The following is an 18584-nucleotide window of genomic DNA, read 5'->3' as shown; positions in this document are numbered from 1 at the left end:
CCGGCTCCGGCGCCCGGCCGTGAACGGGGGCCGGATGCGCGGGCGGTGCAACCAAGCGGGCTGCTGGGGCGTCTCCCAGGTGACCGGCACCCGTCGGCCCCACCCGCCGGCCGCACCGGCCCCTCCCGGAGGACCCGCCATGTCACCCGCCCGGACACCCGCCCGCCGCCTCGCCCTGGTCGTCGTCCTCGCGCTCGGGGTCGCCGTGCTCCTCGGGGCCTCCGCCCTCGCGGTCGGGCTGGGTCGAGACCGGCCCGACCGCAGCGGCGCGGTGGCCACCCCGGCCCCGCAGGCCGCGCAGGCCCCGCGGGCCGACGTCCCCGGGGCCCGGCCCTCGCCCGTGGCCCGGCGCACGCCGCCAGTCCGGCCCACGCCGGCCCCCGCACCGGCACCTCGGCCGGCCCCGGAGCTCGTGCCCGGACCCGCCCTGCTCACCCCCGGCGACGAGGGCGACGCGGTGCGCGAGCTGCAGGCACGGCTCGCGCAGGTCGACTGGTTCGACGCGGGCGTCACCGGCTTCTACGGCGAGGTCACCGAGGCCGCGGTGAGCGGGTTCCAGGCCAAGCGCGAGATCCCGGTGACCGGCGAGGTCGACGGGCGCACGCAGGACCGGCTGCTCGCGATGACGACCGAGCCCAGCGCCGCCGAGCTGAGCGGGCTCGACCCGTCGACCGACGCCACGCAGCCGGCCGCGCCGCTCGACCCGCGGTGCCTCACCGGCCGGGTCCTGTGCGTCGACAAGTCGTCGAGCACGCTGCGCTGGGTGGTCGACGGCGAGGTGCTCACCACCCTCGACGCCCGCTTCGGCGGCGCGGCCACCCCGACCCGCGACGGTGCGTTCCAGGTCACCCTGAAGAACCGCGACCACGTGTCGAGCCTCTACGACACCCCGATGCCCTACGCCATGTTCTTCTCCGGCGGCCAGGCCGTGCACTACTCGCCCGACTTCGCCGCCGTCGGGTACGCCGGCGCCTCCCACGGCTGCGTCAACATCCGTGACGAGGCCGGCGTCGCCGCGCTCTTCGCCCAGGTGCAGGTCGGCGACGACGTCGTCGTGTACTGGTCCTGAGCCGGGTCGCGCGCTGCCCTCGTCCCGGGGTCAGGCCGCGGCAGCGATGTCGTCGAGCACCGCCGCGGCCTCCTCGGCGCTGAGGCCGCCGCCCTGGATCCAGTACGTCGCCTCGTCGCCGTCGAGCTGGCAGGTGACCGACGAGGGGTCGCCCTCGGGGACCTCCTGGCCCTCCGCGACGGGCTGGCCCCAGGTCAGCTCGCACACCGCGTCGCCGACCCGCTGCAGGTCGGAGGCGTTGCGCGTGAGGCCCAGCAGGCCCGGGTCGACCGGCAGCGCACCGGGCAGGAACAGCCCGGCGGGCACGTCGACGACCGCCACCGCGGCCTGGGCCTGCAGCTCGGCGTCGGCGTAGGTGCGCACCTGCGCCGTGGTGTCGTAGAGCTCCTCGAGCCGCTCCGCGGCGGAGTCCTGCAGGCCCACCTGGCGCTCGGCCACCTCGGCCACCTGCTCCGCGGTGCGCTCCTCGGTGGGCTCGATGTCGCCGAGGTCGAGCGCCCGCAGCCCGCCCGGCAGCTCGTCGGGCAGGGCGGCCGAGCCGCTCGCGGAGCCGCCGTCGGCGCGCGGCAGCACCACGGCGAAGACGATGAGGAGGGCCAGGAGGACGGCGCCGCCGAGGACGCCGAGCACCCGGCTGCGGACGATCGTGGGAGTGGTGGTCACCCCGGTGACGTTACCCACGTCCGGGTCGCGACCGACCGGCGGCTGAGTACGCTCGGCGACGTGAGCAGTGGTACGACGCCCGGTGCGACCGGGGACCCCCGGGTCGCCGGCCCCCTGGTGGCCCGCACCGTCGCGGTCGCCGCCGACGCCGTCGACGACCTGCTCGCCCTGCTCCCCGCACACCGCCCCGTCACCTGGCTGCGCCGCGGCGAGGGCCTGGTCGGCTGGGGCGTGGCCGCCGAGGTGCGCACCGACGGCCCCACCCGCTTCGCCGACGCCGCGAAGTGGTGGACGGAGCTGGTCGCGCGCTGCGAGGTCGCCGACGACGTCGAGGAGCCCGGCACCGGCCCGGTGTGCTTCGGCTCGTTCACCTTCGCCGACGAGCCCCGTGGTCCCAGCGGCCCCGGCGACCCCGGCGCGTCCGCCGGCTCGGTGCTGGTCGTGCCGGCGGTGGTCGTCGGTCGACGCGGCGACCGGGCGTGGGTCACCACCGTCGGCCCCGCCGACGAGCCCGGGGCGAGCGACGTCCGCCTCGTGCCCGCCGACGTGCCGCGTCCCCCGGTGGGGGTCACCTTCGTCGACGGGGCGCTCGACGGCGAGCGCTGGATGGCGGTCGTGGCCGACGCCGTGGCCCGCATCGCGGCCGGCGACCTGGAGAAGGTGGTGCTGGCCCGCGACCTGCTGGCCACCGCCAGCGAGCCGGTCGACGTGCGGTGGCCGCTGCGGCGCCTGGCCGAGGACTACCCGATGTGCTGGACGTTCCACGTCGACGGCATGTTCGGTGCCACCCCCGAGATGCTGGTGCGCCGCGAGCGCGGTCTGGTGACGTCGCGGGTGCTGGCCGGCACGATCCGGCGCAGCGGCGACGACCAGCGCGACCTGGCGCTGGCCGCCAAGCTGGCCCGGTCGTCGAAGGACCTGGAGGAGCACGAGTACGCCGTGCGCTCGGTCGCCGACGCGCTGGAGCCGCACTGCTCGTCGATGAACGTGCCCGAGGCGCCGTTCGTCCTGCACCTGCCGAACGTCATGCACCTCGCCTCCGACGTCGCCGGCGTGGTGCACGACGCCGCCACGGTGTCGTCGCTGCAGCTGGCCGAGGCGCTGCACCCGTCGGCCGCCGTCGGCGGCACCCCCACCGCGGCCGCCACCGCCCTGATCGAGGAGATCGAGGGCATGGACCGCGGCCGCTACGCCGCGCCGGTGGGCTGGATGGACGCCTCAGGCGACGGCGAGTGGGGCATCGCGCTGCGCTCGGCCTCGGTCGACGGCGCGACCGTGCGCCTGTTCGCCGGCTGCGGGATCGTCGGCGACTCCGCGCCCGAGTCGGAGCTGGCCGAGGCGCAGGCCAAGTTCGTGCCGGTGCGCGACGCCGTCAGCGCCGGCTGACCCGGGACCCCACGGGCGGGCCGGGCGCTCAGAGGTCCTCGCCGGCACCGCGGCGGACGTAGGTCTGCCCGCGCGGCGACAGGAACCGGTCGAGGTGGCCGTCGACGACGCCCAGGCCCACCTCGGAGTAGATCGCGTCGTGGATCGCCAGCACCCGGGGGGCGGCCACGTCGCGGGCGAAGTCGATGGCCTCGGACACCTTCAGCCAGGGGGCGCTCACCGGGCACAGCAGCACGTCGACGTGCTCGCCGGGGCCGGTGAGCGCGTCGCCGGGGTGGTAGACCCGCTGGTCGCCGCAGGTGACGACGTACCCGCTGTTGTCGACGCGGGGCAGCTCGGGGTGGATCACGGCGTGCCGCTCCCCCACCACCCGCACCGGCAGCCCGACGTCGAGCTCGTCGCCGGGGGCGACCACGGTGAGCCGCTCGGCGACGTCGGGCGCCTCGTCGCGCATCCGCGCCGCCACCGCGGCCACGGTGACGACTCGTGCGTCGGTGCGGCGCAGGTGGTCGACGAGGTAGTGGTCGGGGTGCTCGTGGGTGAGCAGGACGACGTCGGCGCCGTCGACGGCGCCGGGCGCGGTGAACGCGCCGGGGTCGATCACGACGGTGGTGCCGCCGTGCGCGATGCGGACGCAGGCGTGCCCGTGCTTGGTGAGACGCATGGCGCCACGGTAGTGCCGCAGGGTCCCTACGATGGCGCGATGAGCCCCCGACCCGACGTCGTGCTGCGCCACGCCACCCCCGAGGACGCCGAGGCGCTGGCCCACCTGCACCTCGACGTGTGGGACGACGCCTACACCGGCCTGATGGACCAGCGGGTGCTCGACGAGCGTCGCGCCGACGTGGCCGGCCGGGTCGAGCGGTGGAGCACCATCCTGCGCGGGGAGCGGGCCGAGCCGCTGTGGCTGGCCGTCGAGGAGGGGCCCGAGGGCGAGGAGCTGGTGGGCTTCGCCAGCGCCGGCCCGGGACGCGACAACGACGTGGACACCCCGACCGAGCTGTGGTCGCTCTACGTCCGGGCCCGGCGCTGGGGCACCGGCGTCGGCCACACGCTGCTGCGGGCGGCGATCGGCGACCGCGCCGCCTACCTGTGGGTGCTCGCCGGCAACGAGCGCGCGATCGGCTTCTACGAGCGCCAGGGCTTCCGCCTCGACGGCACCGAGGACGAGCTCGACGACGGTCGCCACGTGCGGATGCTGCGGGCCGGCACGTGAGCGTGCTCGACCTCGGCGACCCGACCTTCGACGTGACCTCGCCGACCGTGCTCGAGGCGCGCGAGCGCGACTGGTACGTCGAGACCACCTGGGGGTGGGCCGTCCTGCGCCACGCCGAGGCGGCCGAGGTGCTGAAGGACCGCCGCTTCGCGCAGGGCAACGCACGCTGGCCCGGGCAGAACGGCATCCACTCCGGGCTGTTCTCCGACTGGTGGGCCGAGACGCTGCTCAGCCTGGAGGGCGACGACCACGCCCGGCTGCGCCGGCTGATGGTGCCGGCGTTCCGCAAGAAGGCGGTCGACGCGATGGTGCCGCGCTTCCGGGCCCTGGCCGACGAGCTGGTCGACGGGTTCGCCCCCACCGGCCGGGTCGAGCTGGTGCACGACTTCGCCGAGCCGTACGCCGCCCACATCATCTGCCTCCTGCTCGGTCTCGACGAGGACCGGTGGCCCCAGGTCGCCCGCTGGGCCGACGACCTCGGGGCGTCGTTCTCCGTCGACGTCGCCGCGCAGCTGCCCCGCATCGAGGCGGCGCTGGCCGGCCTCACCTCCTACGTCGACGAGGTGGTGGCCGACCGGCGGGCCCACCCGCGCGACGACCTGGTCACCACGCTGGTGCGCGCCAGCGACGACGGGGAGCGGCTGTCCTCCCGCGAGCTCGGGGTCGCCCTGGTCTTCCTCGCCTTCGCCGGCATGGAGACCACCCGCAACCAGCTCGGGCTGGCCCTGCAGACGCTGCTGGCGCACCCCGACCAGTGGCGGCTGCTGGCCGAGCGCCCCGACCTCGGCGCCGCGGCCGTGGAGGAGGTCATGCGGGTCAACCCGACGGTCACCTGGGTGACCCGCGAGGCGCTCGTCGACGTCGACCTGCACGGCCTGCGGGTGCCGGCCGGTGGCATCGTGCAGGTGCTCTCGCACGCCGCGGGCACCGACCCCGCGGCCGTGGCCGTGCCCGGGTTCGACATCGAGGCGCAGGCGCGCGGCGAGCGCCCGCCCCACCACGGCTTCGGCGCGGGGGTCCACCACTGCCTGGGCCACGCCGTCGCCCGCACCGACCTGGCCGTCGCGCTGCCGCTGCTGGCCCGTCGGATGCCCGACGCCCGCCCCGACGGCCCGGGCCGCTGGATGCCGGTCTCCGGCAACACCGGCCCCCTGGAGTTCCCCATCCGCTTCCGACCCGAGGACCGCCCATGACCAGCCCCCAGACCAGCCAGCGCACGATCGGCGTCACCGGCGCCACCGGGGCGGTGGGCGGCCTGGTGGTGCGCGCGCTGGCCGGCGCCGACTTCCGCCTCGACCTGCGCATGCTCGTGCGCGACGCGGCCCGCGCGCCCGACGTCGACTGCGACGTGCGCGAGTGCACCTACGCCGACCACGCCGCGTCGGTGGAGGCGCTGCGCGGGGTCGAGACGCTGCTGATGGTCTCGGCCTCCGAGGACCGCGAGCGCCGTGCGCAGCACCGCACGTTCGTGCGGGCCGCCGCCGACGCCGGGGTGCGCCACGTCGTCTACACCTCGTTCTCCGGCGCCGCACCCGAGGCCACCTTCACCCTGGGTCGCGACCACCACGACACCGAGGTCGCGATCCGCGAGTCGGGCATGGCGTGGACCTTGCTGCGCGACAACTTCTACGCCGACGTGCTCCCGCTCTTCGCCGACGCCGAGGGCGTCGTCCGAGGCCCCGCCGGCGAGGGACGGGTCGCCGCGGTGGCCCGCGCCGACGTCGCCGACGTCGCCACCGCCGTGCTGCGCGACCCCGACCCGCACGCCGGCGCGACGTACACCCTCACCGGGCCGGAGGCGCTCACGCTGGACGAGGTGGCGACGCGCGCCGGCGCCGTGCTCGGGCGCGACCTGCGCTTCCACCACGAGACGCTCGAGGAGGCCTACGCCTCGCGCCGCGCCGCCCACGACGTGCCGGACTGGCAGCTCGACGCCTGGGTCAGCACCTACACCGCCATCGCCGACGGGTCGTGCGCCGAGGTCACCGACGACGTGCGCCGCGTCACCGGCCGCGACCCCCGCACCCTCGAGCAGGCGCTGCAGGGCTGATCGCCCCGCCTCCTCCCGTCGCGCACCGCCCGACCGGTCAGGCGGTGAGGTGGTGCACGAAGCACCAGCGCCAGTTCTCGCCCGGCTCGGCCGACTGGATCACCGCGTGGCTGGTGTCGTGGAAGTGGCGCGTGGAGTGCTGTGCCGGCGAGGAGTCGCAGCAGCCGACGTGGCCGCAGCTCAGGCACTGGCGCAGCGCGACCCACCGGGTGCCGTCGACCAGACAGCCCTCGCACACCGGGTCGGGCGGGGTCTCCACCGCGGGGTGCTCGCCGAGGTCGTGGCAGGACTGGCCCGGACGCCCGGTCGCGGTGGCGCGCAGCTCCTCGCGCTCCTCGCTGGCGACGTCGAGCATCGACTCCTCGACGTCGAGCATCGCCAGCACGTCGGCGACCACCTCGGCCGGCGTCGTGCCGGCGCTGCGGATCTCCAGCACCCGGCTCCGCTCCGCGGCGAGCATGGCGCGGCGCACCCGCGCGTAGAGGTCGCTGGGCGACTCCTGGCCGCCGACGGTGGCGAGTCGCTCCCAGGCGGCGAAGTTGCGCTGGTCGAGGCGCTGGCGGATCAGGTCGACGGCGCCGTGCTGGTCGTCGTACTCAATGCGGTCGAGCTCCTCGAGGGCGGCCTTCGACGCCTGCTGCAGGAGCGTGGCGCGGGCCAGGGCGTCCTCGGCGGGGTCGGGCGAGGGCACCCGGAGCCGCCGCGCCACCAGGGGCAGCGTCATCCCCTGCACGAACAGGGTGCCCGCCACGACGGTGAAGGCGATGAGCAGCAGCACCTCGCGGTACGGCGTCTCCTCGGGGATGACGAACGCCGCGGCGAGGGTGACCACCCCGCGCATGCCGGCCCAGCCGAGGACGAACGTGTAGGTCCACGGCGCGTCGTGGCCGAGGTCGGGGTCGGGGCCCGGGCGCACCAGCAGGTAGCGCGCCGGGAACACCCAGGCCAGCCGCAGCACGATGACCGCGACGAGGGTGGCCAGGCACACCCCCGCGATCCGGCCGAGCCCGAGGTCGGAGTCCACGGCGCCCTCGACGATCCACCACGCCTGCAGCCCGATCAGCAGGAAGACGGCGTTCTCCAGGACGTAGGCGACCGTGCGCCAGTTCAGCCGCTCCGCGATCCGCGACTGCGCGGTCTGCAGGACGGGCGCCTTGTGCCCCAGCAGCAGGCCGGCGACCACCACCGAGATCACGCCCGAGGCGTGGATCTCCTCGGCCAGCACGTACGCCGCGAACGGCACGACCAGCGACATCGCCGAGTCCATCACGGGGTCGGTGAGGCGGCGGCGCACCTTGGCGACGACGACGAACATCGCCAGCCCGACCAGGGCCCCGCCGCCGGCGGCCAGCACGAAGTCGGCGGCCACGCCCCCGGCGTCCAGCCCGGTGCCGGCGGCCACGGCCAGGGCGGTGCGCAGGAAGACCAGCGCGGTGGCGTCGTTGAACAGCGACTCGCCCTCGAGGATCGTCACCACCCGGCGCGGCAGGCCGATGCGGCGACCGATCGCGGTCGCGGCCACGGCGTCGGGCGGGGCGACCACGGCCCCGACGGCCAGCGCCAGCGCCCACGACACCTCCGGCAGCAGCAGCCTGACGACGCAGGCCACGCCGACCGCGGTGAACACCACCAGCCCGACCGACAGCAGCAGGATGGAGCGCCGGTTGGCGTTGAAGTCGACCAGCGAGGTCTGCTGCGCCGCGGCGTAGAGCAGGGGCGGCAGCAGGCCGAGCAGCACCACGTCGTGGTCGAGGTAGACCTGCGGCACCTGCGGCACGTACGACGCCGCGACCCCCACCGCGATCAGCAGGAACGGCGCCGGCACCTCCAGGCGCTCGGCGAGCACGGTGCACACGAGGACGCCGGCGGCCAGTCCGCACAGCAGCAGGGCGATCTCCACGCCCCCATCCTCCCAGCCCGCCGGGCGTGCGGCCGACCGAGCGCCGCGCGGTGGGCGCCGCCCAGCCGTCGGCCCGGCCGACGGCGGCTCAGCGGACGGCGCCTCCCGGGCTGAGCAGGCCGGTGCCCGAGCCCTGCACGGTCCAGGTCAGCACCAGCTCCTCGCCGCCGGGCGGCAGCAGCGCCGAGGCCACCCCGACGATGGCCTCGGCCTCGAGGTGCACGCTGAGGTGCACGTTGCGGTCGGCCGGCACCTCGAAGGTCACCTGCCCCCACACCACGACGTACTGGCGGCCGTCGATGCTGACGACCGGACGGTGGCGCGAGAGCAGGAAGCGCTCCCCACCGCTGAGGTGCAGGGTGAGGGCGCGCCGCGGCCCCTCGTGGTGGTCGACGTACGCGATGACGCCGGGGGTCCTGGACAGCTCGCTCACACCGAGATCCTGCCCCCTCCCGCCCGCCTCACGCCTCAGCCGTCGGCGAGCGCGCGGATGCGCGCGTCGAGGTCGCGGCGATCCCTGCGGCCGACCCGTGCCTCGACCACGTCGATGCCACCGTTCGGGGAGGCCAGCGCCTGCTCGAGCTCGGGCAGGCTGTCGACGCGCCAGTGGGGCGTGCGGGTGGCGGCGCACAGCGCGGCGAGGTCGACGCCGTGGGGGGTCGCGAAGAGCCGCTCGAAGCGGTCGGCGTGGGCGGGGGCGCCCTGCTCGAGCACGGAGAAGATCGAGCCGCCGTCGTCGTTGACCACGACGACGGTCAGGTCGGGGCGCGGCTCGTCGGGGCCGAGCACCAGCCCGTTGCTGTCGTGCAGGAACGTGACGTCGCCCATCAGCGCCAGCGCACGGGTGCTGCGGGGCCGCCCCAGCGCCGCACCGACGGCGGTCGAGACCACCCCGTCGATGCCGGCGAGCCCGCGGTTGGCCGAGACGAAGCGCCGCTCCCCCACCCCGAAGCGGCTCCCGGGTCCGCCCAGCATCAGGTCGAGGTCGCGCACCGGGTGGGAGGCGCCGACGTGCAGCAGCCCGCCCGGTGGCACGGCGCGGGCCACCGCACCCGCCACGGCGTACGGCGTGAGGGCGGGCTCGGCGGCCAGCAGGGCGTCGAGGCGCCGGCCCACGTCGCGGTCGGCGTCGCGCCAGGCGGCGAGCCAGGCCGGGTCGTCCTCGCCCTCGGCCGCCACGTGGTCGGAGGCCAGGGTGCGGTCGACGCGGTAGGGCCGGCGCGACCAGACCCCGCGACCCGGGGTCGCCACCACCTCCACGTCGTCGCGGGCCAGCAGCCGGCTGACCGGGCGCGACAGCGTGGGGTGCCCGGCCACCACGACGCGCTGCACGCTGCGGCCGAGGTCGGTGTCGAGGAGCAGCCGGTAGCAGCGCAGCGCGTGGGTGCCGGTGCGCGAGCCGCTCGACGGCTCGGCGAGCAGCGGCCACCCGGCACGCTCGGCGAGACGGCGGGCGCGCGGGCCGGCGTCGTCCCCGGCGACCACCACCGTGCGCGGCCCCAGGGCGAGCCGCTCGGGTTCCTCGTCGGGGCCCGCCCCGGGCCGAGGCGGGCGCGGACCGGGCTCCACGGCCGGGTCGAGAGCGGGTCGCCACGGGGCGTCGGGCAGCAGCGGCTCGTCGAGGCGCACGTTGAGGTGGGTGGGCTGCCAGGGGTCGTCGAGCACCGGCACGTCGACCGCGTCGGCGAGGTCGCGCGTCGGCACGAGGCGCCCGAACACCCCCACCTGGTCGGTGCTCTGGTTGGCGTCGGTGCCGCTGAGCCGGGTCGGGCGGTCGGCGGTGACGACCACCATCGGCTGGGCGGCGTGTGCGGCCTCCAGCACCGCGGGGTGCAGGTTGGCCACGGCCGTGCCGGAGGTGCAGACCACCGCGGCGCGCGCGCCCACGCGGGTCAGGCCGAGGGCGAGGAAGCCGGCGGAGCGCTCGTCGACGCGGGTGTGCAGGCGCAGCAGCCCGGCGGCCGCGGCGTCCCAGACCGCGAACGACAGCGGCGCGTTGCGCGAGCCGGGGGCCACCACGACCTCGGTGACGCCGGAGCGCACCAGCGCGGTCACCACGGCACGGGCGAGGTCGGTGGAGGTGCTCACAGCGGCCGATCCTGCCCGACCGCCCGCCGGGCGCGCACCCGGGCGAGGCGGGCCTCCCAGTGGGCGACCCGGTCGGGGGAGGCGGCGAGCCGGTCGAGCGCGGCCGGATCGGGCGCCGGCGCGCGCACCGGGAGGGCGCCGTCGACGGGCAGCAACGGCTCGGTCACCACGTCGTCGGTGAGCAGCTGCACGGTGGACAGCCCGCAGGCGTGGGGCAGCTCGGGCAGCGCGGCGGCCAGGGCCACCCCTGCAGCGATGCCGACCGACGTCTCCAGTGCCGAGGAGACCACCACGGGCAGGCCGATGTCCTCGGCGATGCGCAGGCACGCCCGCACCCCGCCGAGCGGCTGCACCTTCAGCACCGCCACGTCGGCGGCCTCGAGCTCGCGCACGCGGTAGGGGTCGGCGGCGCGACGGATGGACTCGTCGGCGGCCACCGGCACGTCGAGGCGGCGGCGCACCGCGGCGAGGTCCTCCACGGCGGCGCAGGGCTGCTCGACGTACTCGAGGCCGCCGGCGGCGCGGTCGAGCACCGGGATCGCGGCCAGGGCCTCCTCCAGCGACCACAGCCCGTTGACGTCGATGCGCACGTGGCCCTCGGGCCCCAGCGCGTCCCGCACGGCCTCCAGCCTCGCCTGGTCGTCGGCCAGGGTGGTGCCGGGGTCGGCCACCTTCACCTTCGCGGTGCGGCAGCCGCCGCGCAGCACCAGCGCATGGGCCTGCTCCGGGCCCACCACCGGCACGGTCACGTTGACCGGCACGCTGGTGCGCACGGCGGCGGGCCAGTCGCCGGCCGCGGCCTCCTCGGCGCAGCGCAGCCACGGCTCGGCCACCGCGTCGTCGTACTCGAGGAAGGGGCTCCACTCGCCCCACCCACCGGTCGCGGGGTCCTGGAGCAGCACCGCCTCGCGCACGGTGATGCCGCGGAAGCGGGTCGTCATCGGCACCGCGACCACGCGCACCGCACCGGGCGTCACGCCAGGCCCCGCAGCCGCAGCCGGTCGGGCTTGCCGTTGGCGAGCAGCGGCACGGCGTCGAGGGTCACGAGCTGGCGCGGCGCCCACGCTCGCGGGCAGGTCTCGACCACCCAGGAGCGCAGGGCCTCCAGGTCGACGTCGCCCACCACGAACGCCACCAGCCGGTGGCCCCACTCCTCGTCGGGCACCCCGAGCACCTCGGCGGCCTCCACCGCGGGGTGCTCGCGCAGCCGCGCCGCCACCGCGGGGGCCGGCACGTTGACCCCGCCGCTGACCACCACGTCGTCGAGGCGGCCCAGCACCTCCAGGCGTCCGTCGGCGTCGAGGCGTCCGGCGTCGGCGGTGAGGAACCAGCCGTCCACCAGCACCTCACGGGTCAGCACGGGGTCGCCGTCGTAGCCGTCGAACAGGGTGGGGCCGGCCAGGCGCACCCGCCCGTCGCGCCCCAGCGCCAGCGCCACCCCGTCGAGCGGCACCCCGTCGTAGACGCAGCCCCCTGCGGTCTCCGCCGCGCCGTACGTCGCCACGACCCGCACGCCGGCGGCCTCGGCGCGGGCGCGCAGGGCCGGGTCGAGCGGACCGCCGCCGAGGAGCACGGTGCGGAAGCTGCGCAGCGCCCAGACGTCGTCGGGGTCGTCGAGCAGCCGGTGCAGCTGCGTCGGCACCAGCGAGACGAACCGGTCTCCGCGCTGCCCCGCCTGCTGGGCGGCCCCGGTGGCGAACGGCCCGCGGCGCACCAGCTCGGCGCTCGCCTGCGCGAACGACCCGTGGTCCTCGAGCAGCACCGGGTCGTGGCCGGCCACCAGCGAGCGCACCACCACCTGCACCCCGGCCACGTAGGTCGCCGGCAGCGCCAGCAGCCACGGGCCGCTCGACCCGAGCCGCCGCTCGGTGGCCGCCACCGACGCGAGCACCGCCCGGCGCGACAGCAGCACCCGCTTGGGCCGGCCGGTCGAGCCCGACGTGCTCACCACCAGCGGCTCGGGATCGCGCCCGGGCTCGGTCGACAGCCACCCGCGCAGGGCCTCGACCACCTCGCGCGTCGTGCCGCCGATATCCACGCGACCGACCCTAACCACGCGTGGTTCCATGCTCCGCGTGAGCACCCTCCTCGGCGCCGTGCGTGCGCGGGCGCGCAAGGCCGCGCCGCCCACGCCGCTGGCCGGTCGGCTCTCGGTGCAGTCGGTGCTCTACGCCATCGGTGACGGCACCTTCATGACCGCCAGCGCGGTCTTCTTCACCCAGGTCGTCGGGCTCTCCGCGGCCCAGGTCGGGCTCGGCATCACCATCGCCGGCGTCGTCTCGATGCTCGTCGCCGTCCCCGCGGGCCGCCTCGCCGACCGGATCGGCCCACAGCACACCTGGGCCCTCGGCGCGCTCGGCACCGCCGGGATGTACGCCGTGTGGCCGTTCATCGACGGGTTCACCGCGTTCCTGGCCATGAGCATCGTGCTGGAGGTGGTCAACAGCGCCGGGAACGCCGGGCGCGGCGCCTACGTGCTCGACCTGCTCCCCCGGGCGGAGCGGGTGCGCTCCCAGGCCTACATGTACTCCGCGCTCAACCTGGGCTTCACCCTCGGTGCCGCGCTCGGCGGCATCGCCCTGGCCTTCGAGGACGACTCCGTCATCCGGGCGCTGCCCTGGCTGACGGCGCTGCTCGTCGCCGCCAACGCCTGGTGGATCACCCGGCTGCCGGCCGCGCCGCACCGCACGCGGCGCACGGCGCTGCAGGCACCGGTGGCCGGGGCGGCCGTCGACGTGCCGGGGGCGCTGCGCAACCGGGGCTTCCTCGCCACCTCGTTCTTCGCCGGCGTGCTGGAGACCAACCAGGTGCTGCTGCACCTGGTGATCCCGCTGTGGCTGGTGGAGGAGACCGACGCGCCGCGGGTGCTGCTGGCGCTGCTGTTCGGCACCAACACCGTGATGTGCATCTTCCTGCCGATGGCGGCCGCGCGCGGCGTGCGCGACGTCGGCACCGCCCTGCGGGCCACCCGGGTGAGCAGCGCCTTCTTCGTCGTCTCGTGCGTCATCACGCTGGTCACCCACGAGACCGTCGGCCTGCTCACCATCGCGCTCATCTGGTTGGGCCACGTCACCGTCACCGGCGCCGAGCTCTTCCTGTCGGCCGCGAGCTGGTCGTTCGAGTCCGAGCTGTCCGATCCCGACCGCCGCGGGGAGTACCAGGGCGCCGGCAACCTGGGCGGCCAGCTCGGCTACGTCTGGGCGCCCGCGCTCTACACGTTCCTCGCCCTCGAGTGGGGCGCCGCGGGATGGCTGACCATCGCCGCGCTCGTGCTGGCAGCGACCGTGGCCCTGCACCCCTCCGCCCGGGCCGCGCAGCGCTTCCTGGTCCGTCACGACCTCGACCCGGCGCGGTGAGCCGACCCGCGGCTGCTTGAATCCTCGGGTGGCAACCCCCTCCGAGTGGCTCGCCGGTGCGCGCCCGCGCACCCTGCCCGCTGCCGTCTCCCCCGTGCTCGCCGGCACGGGCGTCGCCGCCCACGTCGACGAGGCGGTGTGGTGGAAGGCGCTGCTGGCCCTGGTGGTGAGCCTGGCCCTGCAGGTGGCGGTCAACTACGCCAACGACTACTCCGACGGCATCCGCGGCACCGACGACGCCCGGGTGGGCCCGATGCGGCTGGTCGGGTCGGGCGCCGCGCCGGCCGCCGCGGTGAAGCGGGCGGCGTTCCTCGCCTTCGGTGTCGCCGCCGCGGCCGGGCTCGTGCTCGCCGCGACCACGGCGTGGTGGCTGGTGGCGGTGGGGCTGGTCAGCGTGCTGGCGGCCTGGTTCTACACCGGCGGGGCGCGCCCCTACGGCTACCTCGGCCTCGGCGAGGTCATGGTCTTCGTGTTCTTCGGGCTGGTCGCCGTGGTCGGTACGACGTACGTGCAGGTCGAGAGCACCGACCTCGACGACCTCGGCCCGGCGTGGGCCGCCGCGGTCGGCATCGGGGCGCTGGCCTGCGCGATCCTCGTGGTCAACAACCTGCGCGACATCCCCGGCGACACCGTCGCCGGCAAGCGCACCCTGGCCGTCCTGCTGGGTCAGGCCCGCACCCGCGGCCTCTACACCGCGCTGGTCGTCCTGGCCGCGGCAGCGGTGGTGGCCGTGGCCGCCCTCACCACGTGGTGGGCGCTGGTGGGCCTGACGTTCCTGCTACCCGCCGCTCCGGGCCTGCGACTGGTGCTCGGACGAGCCACCGGTCGCGAGCTGGTGCCGGTGCTGGCCTCCACCGGCGCGGCAGAGCTGGTGTGGGCGGCGCTCGTCGCTGCGGCGCTGGTCCTGGCTGCGTAGGCTCCAGGCATGGGTTTCCTGATCTTCGTCCTGGTCGTCGTCGCCGCCGCGGTCGCGTGGAAGCTCCGCGTCCCGATCATGGCCAAGGTGCTGGGCCAGTCGGAGACCCGGGTGCAGCGCGCGATCGACCGCCGCAAGCGCTGACCCACCGCTGGTCGGCTCAGGCCGGGGGCGTCCGGCCCTGCCGCCGCTCGGCCTCGGCCTGCTCGGCCGCCTCGTCGTCCTCGCGGGCCTTCATCTCCTCGAAGCGCGCTGCAGCGCGCCGGGCCCGCTCGTCGACCCGCTGGGCGAACGCCTCCCTCGGGGTGCGCAGGAGGTAGTAGGACCCGATGCCGCTGATGACCAGGGCCAGCACGAACGACCCCAGCAGGTTGGCCTTGCCGGCGATCAGCAGCCACCCGCCGAGGACGACCCCCAGCGCGGCCAGGAACAGCAGCAGGCGCAGCACGGTGTAGACGAGGAACTCCTTCACACCCCCAGCCTAGGCGCCCCTGTGCTGCTCACCACTCCCGACCTACGCTGGAAGGGTGCTCAGGCTCCTGCTCGTCGTCGCCCTCATCGGGCTCGCGACCTACCTCACCATCCGTGCGGTGCAGCGTCGCGGCCTGCTGCCCCAGGCACCCCAGCGGCCCGCCGCCCGGCAGCGCCCGCCGGCGAAGCCGAAGCTGGTGGCCCCGGACGACGACGAGGACTTCCTGCGCGACCTCGACCGCAAGCGGCTGCACCCTGACGACCCGGACGCCCCGCCCGCTGCGGGCAGCACCCCCTAGCAGCGAACCGCGGACGCACGAGAGGCCCACCACGACCACGTGGTGGGCCTTCTGCATTCACGGCGACCCCCGAGCGCCTCGACGACCCCACGCGGGAATGCCCTGAAATGACTCGTGGGGCCACCCGACCGAAGTCGGGTGGCCCCACGAGGAAAAAGATGCCCGGCGGCGTCCTACTCTCCCACAACCTCTCGGTTGCAGTACCATCGGCGCTGAAAGGCTTAACTTCCGGGTTCGGGATGGGACCGGGTGTTTCCCTTTCGCCATGGCCGCCGTAACTCTGACGGACACCCCCACACCACACACCCCGACAACACACACGTCGAGGGCGGTCTTGGGGGCTCCAAGACTATGAATGTCACTGATCGTGACTGGTTCGTGGACGCGAACATACGCTATAACGTGCGGCGTGTAGACACACAATCGTTGTCAACAACAGCCTTTGCAGGTTGTGTTGAATGAGTGTGGGACAAGCCCTCGGCCTATTAGTACCGGTCGGCTAGGCATCACTGCTGTACACCTCCGGCCTATCAACCCAGTGTTCTGCTGGGGGCCTTACCCCCTTACGGGGTGGGAAACCTCATCTTGAAACGTGCTTCCCGCTTAGATGCATTCAGCGGTTATCACTCCCGAACGTAGCTAACCAGCCGTGCCCCTGGCGGGACAACTGGCACACCAGAGGTTCGTCCATCCCGGTCCTCTCGTACTAGGGACAGCCTTTCTCAAGTTTCCTACGCGCGCGGCGGATAGGGACCGAACTGTCTCACGACGTTCTAAACCCAGCTCGCGTGCCGCTTTAATGGGCGAACAGCCCAACCCTTGGGACCTACTCCAGCCCCAGGATGCGACGAGCCGACATCGAGGTGCCAAACCATCCCGTCGATATGGACTCTTGGGGAAGATCAGCCTGTTATCCCCGGGGTACCTTTTATCCGTTGAGCGACGCCGCTTCCACCTGCTGGCGCCGGATCACTAGTTCCGACTTTCGTCCCTGCTCGACATGTCTGTCTCACAGTCAAGCTCCCTTGTGCACTTACACTCAAAACCTGATTGCCAACCAGGCTGAGGGAACCTTTGAGCGCCTCCGTTACATTTTAGGAGGCAACCGCCCCAGTTAAACTACCCATCAGGCACTGTCCCTGATCCAGATAATGGACCTAGGTTAGACATCTAGTACGACCAGAGTGGTATTTCAACGATGACTCCACACACACTGGCGTGTGCACTTCACAGTCTCCCACCTATCCTACACAAGCCGAACCAAACACCAATACCAAACTATAGTAAAGGTCCCGGGGTCTTTCCGTCCTGCCGCGCGTAACGAGCATCTTTACTCGTAGTGCAATTTCGCCGAGTCCACGGTTGAGACAGCGCCCAAGTCGTTACTCCATTCGTGCAGGTCGGAACTTACCCGACAAGGAATTTCGCTACCTTAGGATGGTTATAGTTACCACCGCCGTTTACTGGGGCTTAAGTTCTCAGCTTCGAAACACAAGTGTCTCTAACCGGTCCCCTTAACCTTCCAGCACCGGGCAGGAGTCAGTCCGTATACATCGTCTTACAACTTCGCACGGACCTGTGTTTTTAGTAAACAGTCGCTTGGGCCTGGTCTCTGCGGCCATCAACGCTCCCCCAGCAAGTGGGTTCACGCATCCGGCCCCCCTTCTCCCGAAGTTACGGGGGCATTTTGCCGAGTTCCTTAACCATGGTTCGCTCGATCGCCTTGGTATTCTCTACCTGATCACCTGAGTCGGTTTGGGGTACGGGCGGCGCACAGCTCGCTAGAGGTTTTTCTCGACAGCATAGGATCACCCACTTCGCCTAACGGCTCCCCATCAGATCTCAGACTCGACATCGAAGTCAGCCAGACGGATTTACCTACCTGGCGCCCTACATCCTTGGCCGTACACCACCATCGGTACGGTTGGACTACCTTCCTGCGTCACCCCATCGCTTGACTACTACCAGTTCGGGTCCCACGCTACGCTCGCCCGCCTCGCCCCGAAGGGTCCGGTCAAACGAGTTTCAGATGGTTAGCATCACCAGGTTCGTCATGGGCGCTGTTTTGCCGGTACGGGAATATCAACCCGTTGTCCATCGACTACGCCTGTCGGCCTCGCCTTAGGTCCCGACTTACCCAGGGCAGATTAGCTTGACCCTGGAACCCTTGATCATTCGGCGCACGTGTTTCTCACACGTGATTCGCTACTCATGCCTGCATTCTCACTCGTGTCGCATCCACCCCTGGATCACTCCGGAGCTTCACTCGCGACACGACGCTCCCCTACCCATCCACACACCTGAACACACCTCGAGGGTGCGCTAAGTACACGCATGAATGCCATAGCTTCGGCGGATGACTTGAGCCCCGCTACATTGTCGGCGCGGAATCACTTGACCAGTGAGCTATTACGCACTCTTTCAAGGGTGGCTGCTTCCAAGCCAACCTCCTGGTTGTCACTGCGACTCCACATCCTTTTCCACTTAGTCACCGCTTAGGGGCCTTAGCTGATGGTCTGGGCTGTTTCCCTCTCGACAATGGAGCTTATCCCCCACTGTCTCACTGCTGCGCTCTCACTTACCGGCATTCGGAGTTTGGCTAACGTCAGTAACCTTGTAGGGCCCATTAGCTATCCAGTGCTCTACCTCCGGCAAGAAACACGCAACGCTGCACCTAAATGCATTTCGGGGAGAACCAGCTATCACGAAGTTTGATTGGCCTTTCACCCCTATCCACAGGTCATCCCCTCAGTTTTCAACCTAAGTGGGTTCGGTCCTCCACGCGGTCTTACCCGCGCTTCAACCTGCCCATGGATAGATCACTTCGCTTCGGGTCTTGATCGTGCTACTCAGGCGCCCTATTCAGACTCGCTTTCGCTACGGCTACCCCACACGGGTTAACCTCGCAACACAACGCAAACTCGCAGGCTCATTCTTCAAAAGGCACGCCGTCACCCGTCCACCACAAGGGCGATCCAGGCTCCGACGGATTGTAGGCACATGGTTTCAGGTACTATTTCACTCCCCGCCAGGGGTACTTTTCACCTTTCCCTCACGGTACTTGTCCGCTATCGGTCATCAAGGAGTATTTAGGCTTAACGGGTGGTCCCGCCAGATTCACACGGAATTTCAGGGGTTCCGTGTTACTTGGGAAAACGCATCAGAGTCAC

At 72.7% G+C, this 18584-nt stretch carries 17 protein-coding genes and 2 rRNA genes (1 of these 19 cut by a window edge); 9 read left to right on the top strand and 10 right to left on the bottom strand.

The features are described from left to right. The first annotated feature begins 139 nt into the window (after positions 1–139). Positions 140–1069: a L,D-transpeptidase family protein gene (locus tag AC4OR8_RS05005; RefSeq protein ID WP_492164492.1), complete on the top strand. Its 930-nt coding sequence runs from the start codon at positions 140–142 to the stop codon at positions 1067–1069. A 30-nt stretch (positions 1070–1099) separates the two neighbouring features. Here the strand turns inward: AC4OR8_RS05005 and AC4OR8_RS05000 are convergent, their stop codons facing one another. Then, positions 1100–1732 (bottom strand): hypothetical protein, encoded by a 633-nt coding sequence (locus AC4OR8_RS05000; protein WP_492164491.1) that lies wholly within the window; start codon positions 1730–1732, stop codon positions 1100–1102. Positions 1733–1792: 60 nt separating this feature from the next. Between AC4OR8_RS05000 and AC4OR8_RS04995 the strand changes: the two genes are divergently transcribed. Further along, positions 1793–3118 carry an isochorismate synthase gene (locus AC4OR8_RS04995; RefSeq protein WP_492164490.1) on the top strand — a complete coding sequence of 442 codons (1326 nt, stop codon included), beginning with the start codon at positions 1793–1795 and terminating at the stop codon, positions 3116–3118. Positions 3119–3146: 28 nt separating this feature from the next. On the opposite strand, the gene AC4OR8_RS04990 is transcribed toward AC4OR8_RS04995, so the two are convergent. Continuing rightward, positions 3147–3782: an MBL fold metallo-hydrolase gene (locus AC4OR8_RS04990; RefSeq protein ID WP_492164489.1), complete on the bottom strand. Its 636-nt coding sequence runs from the start codon at positions 3780–3782 to the stop codon at positions 3147–3149. 39 nt (positions 3783–3821) lie between these two features. Here AC4OR8_RS04990 and AC4OR8_RS04985 point away from each other — a divergent pair, with 39 nt between their 5' ends. The 3 genes from AC4OR8_RS04985 to AC4OR8_RS04975 are packed head-to-tail and all read left to right on the top strand — an operon-like array spanning position 3822 to position 6384. Beyond that, positions 3822–4334, top strand: coding sequence for a GNAT family N-acetyltransferase (locus AC4OR8_RS04985; RefSeq protein ID WP_492164488.1), 513 nt, complete (start codon positions 3822–3824; stop codon positions 4332–4334). Next, complete coding sequence (locus AC4OR8_RS04980; protein ID WP_492164487.1) at positions 4331–5527, top strand: cytochrome P450; 1197 nt, start codon at positions 4331–4333, stop codon at positions 5525–5527. The genes AC4OR8_RS04985 and AC4OR8_RS04980 overlap by 4 nt, the downstream gene beginning before the upstream one ends. Next, positions 5524–6384, top strand: coding sequence for an NAD(P)H-binding protein (locus AC4OR8_RS04975; protein WP_492164486.1), 861 nt, complete (start codon positions 5524–5526; stop codon positions 6382–6384). The genes AC4OR8_RS04980 and AC4OR8_RS04975 overlap by 4 nt, the downstream gene beginning before the upstream one ends. A gap of 37 nt (positions 6385–6421) precedes the next feature. Here the strand turns inward: AC4OR8_RS04975 and AC4OR8_RS04970 are convergent, their stop codons facing one another. The 5 genes from AC4OR8_RS04970 to AC4OR8_RS04950 all read right to left on the bottom strand — a co-directional run bounded on the left by AC4OR8_RS04970 (position 6422) and on the right by AC4OR8_RS04950 (position 12410). After that, entirely contained in the window at positions 6422–8284 is a 1863-nt protein-coding gene (locus AC4OR8_RS04970; protein ID WP_492164485.1) for a Na+/H+ antiporter, read from the bottom strand. A gap of 88 nt (positions 8285–8372) precedes the next feature. Continuing rightward, entirely contained in the window at positions 8373–8717 is a 345-nt protein-coding gene (locus AC4OR8_RS04965; protein ID WP_492164484.1) for a hypothetical protein, read from the bottom strand. A gap of 35 nt (positions 8718–8752) precedes the next feature. Then, complete coding sequence (menD, locus tag AC4OR8_RS04960) at positions 8753–10372, bottom strand: 2-succinyl-5-enolpyruvyl-6-hydroxy-3-cyclohexene-1-carboxylic-acid synthase (RefSeq protein ID WP_492164483.1); 1620 nt, start codon at positions 10370–10372, stop codon at positions 8753–8755. Beyond that, positions 10369–11349, bottom strand: a complete 981-nt coding sequence (locus tag AC4OR8_RS04955) for an o-succinylbenzoate synthase (protein WP_492164482.1) — start codon at positions 11347–11349, stop codon at positions 10369–10371. The genes menD and AC4OR8_RS04955 overlap by 4 nt, the downstream gene beginning before the upstream one ends. Next, positions 11346–12410 carry an AMP-binding protein gene (locus AC4OR8_RS04950; RefSeq protein WP_492164481.1) on the bottom strand — a complete coding sequence of 355 codons (1065 nt, stop codon included), beginning with the start codon at positions 12408–12410 and terminating at the stop codon, positions 11346–11348. The genes AC4OR8_RS04955 and AC4OR8_RS04950 overlap by 4 nt, the downstream gene beginning before the upstream one ends. Before the next feature lie 37 nt (positions 12411–12447). On the opposite strand from AC4OR8_RS04950, the gene AC4OR8_RS04945 reads away from it, so the two are divergent. Genes AC4OR8_RS04945 through AC4OR8_RS04935 form a run of 3 tightly spaced genes read left to right on the top strand, consistent with a single transcriptional unit; the run spans position 12448 to position 14788 of the window. Beyond that, positions 12448–13728: an MFS transporter gene (locus tag AC4OR8_RS04945; RefSeq protein WP_492164480.1), complete on the top strand. Its 1281-nt coding sequence runs from the start codon at positions 12448–12450 to the stop codon at positions 13726–13728. A 28-nt stretch (positions 13729–13756) separates the two neighbouring features. Then, positions 13757–14644 carry a 1,4-dihydroxy-2-naphthoate polyprenyltransferase gene (locus AC4OR8_RS04940; protein ID WP_492164479.1) on the top strand — a complete coding sequence of 296 codons (888 nt, stop codon included), beginning with the start codon at positions 13757–13759 and terminating at the stop codon, positions 14642–14644. Positions 14645–14653: 9 nt separating this feature from the next. After that, complete coding sequence (locus AC4OR8_RS04935; RefSeq protein ID WP_492164478.1) at positions 14654–14788, top strand: hypothetical protein; 135 nt, start codon at positions 14654–14656, stop codon at positions 14786–14788. Between the two features lie 16 nt (positions 14789–14804). On the opposite strand, the gene AC4OR8_RS04930 is transcribed toward AC4OR8_RS04935, so the two are convergent. Beyond that, positions 14805–15116 (bottom strand): DUF4229 domain-containing protein, encoded by a 312-nt coding sequence (locus AC4OR8_RS04930; RefSeq protein WP_492164477.1) that lies wholly within the window; start codon positions 15114–15116, stop codon positions 14805–14807. Between the two features lie 55 nt (positions 15117–15171). Between AC4OR8_RS04930 and AC4OR8_RS04925 the strand changes: the two genes are divergently transcribed. Then, the gene (locus AC4OR8_RS04925; protein WP_492164476.1) at positions 15172–15414 is read left to right on the top strand and encodes a hypothetical protein; all 243 of its coding nucleotides are present in this window, start codon (positions 15172–15174) and stop codon (positions 15412–15414) included. Between the two features lie 160 nt (positions 15415–15574). Here the strand turns inward: AC4OR8_RS04925 and rrf are convergent. Then, positions 15575–15691: ribosomal RNA gene (gene rrf / locus AC4OR8_RS04920) — 5S ribosomal RNA — on the bottom strand. Positions 15692–15879: 188 nt separating this feature from the next. Then, positions 15880–18584, bottom strand: a 23S ribosomal RNA gene (locus AC4OR8_RS04915) (it continues 433 nt past the right edge of the window).

The sequence above is a fragment of the Nocardioides sp. FY1077 genome, assembly GCF_058681775.1.
Note: the sequence above shows the minus strand (reverse complement) of the source record. Positions and strands in the feature narration are given on the sequence as shown.

Bases quoted from the DNA above. Each gene is read 5' to 3' on its own strand.
- AC4OR8_RS05005 (WP_492164492.1), top strand. From the start codon at position 140: ATGTCACCCGCCCGGACACCCGCCCGCCGCCTCGCCCTGGTCGTCGTC.
- AC4OR8_RS04990 (WP_492164489.1), bottom strand. From the start codon at position 3,782: ATGCGTCTCACCAAGCACGGGCACGCCTGCGTCCGCATCGCGCACGGC.
- AC4OR8_RS04985 (WP_492164488.1), top strand. From the start codon at position 3,822: ATGAGCCCCCGACCCGACGTCGTGCTGCGCCACGCCACCCCCGAGGAC.
- AC4OR8_RS04975 (WP_492164486.1), top strand. From the start codon at position 5,524: ATGACCAGCCCCCAGACCAGCCAGCGCACGATCGGCGTCACCGGCGCC.
- AC4OR8_RS04935 (WP_492164478.1), top strand. From the start codon at position 14,654: ATGGGTTTCCTGATCTTCGTCCTGGTCGTCGTCGCCGCCGCGGTCGCG.